The 1007-nt window shown below is 60.8% G+C and carries 1 protein-coding gene; it reads left to right on the top strand.

Going from position 1 to position 1007, the window contains the following annotated elements; all coding sequences use genetic code 11:
• The first annotated feature begins 125 nt into the window (after window positions 1-125).
• Entirely contained in the window at window positions 126-689 is a 564-nt protein-coding gene (locus NKI25_RS36240) for a TetR/AcrR family transcriptional regulator (protein WP_352622769.1), read from the top strand.
• Window positions 690-1007: the final 318 nt, after the last annotated feature.

Raw genomic sequence — 1007 nt, 5'->3', positions numbered from 1 at the left:
TGGAATGGTGGTCATGGCATTGCTCTTTTCTCTGATGGAACCTATATTCATGACGATCATCATGATTGCGGCTAAATATGATGGGCATCATGTAAATGTCAACCGGGCCGACGGAGAATTTTGAAATGAAGGTCAGTCGAGAGCAGATGGCGGAGAACCGTCACCGGATATTGGATGCGGCCAGCCGGCTGTTTCGCGAGAAGGGGTTCGACGCGGTCAGCGTGGCGGAAGTGATGAAGGCCGCCGGGCTCACCCATGGCGGCTTCTATGGCCATTTCAGTTCGAAGGACGACCTGATCGCGCAGACCCTTGCCCACGTCCTCGCCGCGGACTCAGGCGGAGGGGGCGATCTTCGCGCTTATGTAGGTTCCTATCTTTCGCCCCGGCATCGCGACAACTGCGCCGGCGGTTGCCCGACGGCGGGCCTTGCCGCAGCCATCCGCCATCAGACCCAGGCTGCACGCTCGGCCATGACGGAAGGCCTACGATCGCAGATCGACCGTATCGGCAAGGCGCTCCCGGAGTTGGATCCGGCAGACAGACGCCGCGCGGCGATCGGAAGCTGGGCAGCGATGGTGGGGGCAGTAATCCTCGCCCGGGCGATCGACGATCCCGCGCTCTCGGATGAAGTGCTTGAGCAGACGCGTGCCTGGGTCGATGCCGGGATCAGCCAAGTGTCTGCCAGCTAGGTGGTGTGCGGCAGGAGTGCTCTTGTCGAGAGCAATGCGGCTATCGGCGTTGGTTGGGTGGCTATCTTGCAGAATATCGCACCGCAGCGTGCAATCAGCGGGATTCGCGGACCAAGAGGGTTTCGAACTTCCCTGTTCAGGCAACCATGCTGTCGCCCAATTTCCGCTAAACTGGCGAATGAAGCCGTTCAACGGCAGAACATCGAATGACCGCTCCTGTGATGGGTTTCGGATGCCGGCCGTCTACTGAGATGGCGTGGCTCGAGGCCGGCGTCCGGAAGCCTCCAGGGAAGGAACCCGCGGGGTGGAGATTTCGGT

The sequence above is a fragment of the Mesorhizobium sp. M0808 genome (assembly GCF_040320025.1).
Taxonomy (GTDB): Bacteria; Pseudomonadota; Alphaproteobacteria; order Rhizobiales; family Rhizobiaceae; genus Mesorhizobium.
Note: the sequence above shows the minus strand (reverse complement) of the source record. Positions and strands in the feature narration are given on the sequence as shown.

Coding starts and splice junctions, on each gene's coding strand:
- NKI25_RS36240 (WP_352622769.1), top strand. CDS start 126: ATGAAGGTCAGTCGAGAGCAGATGGCGGAGAACCGTCACCGGATATTG.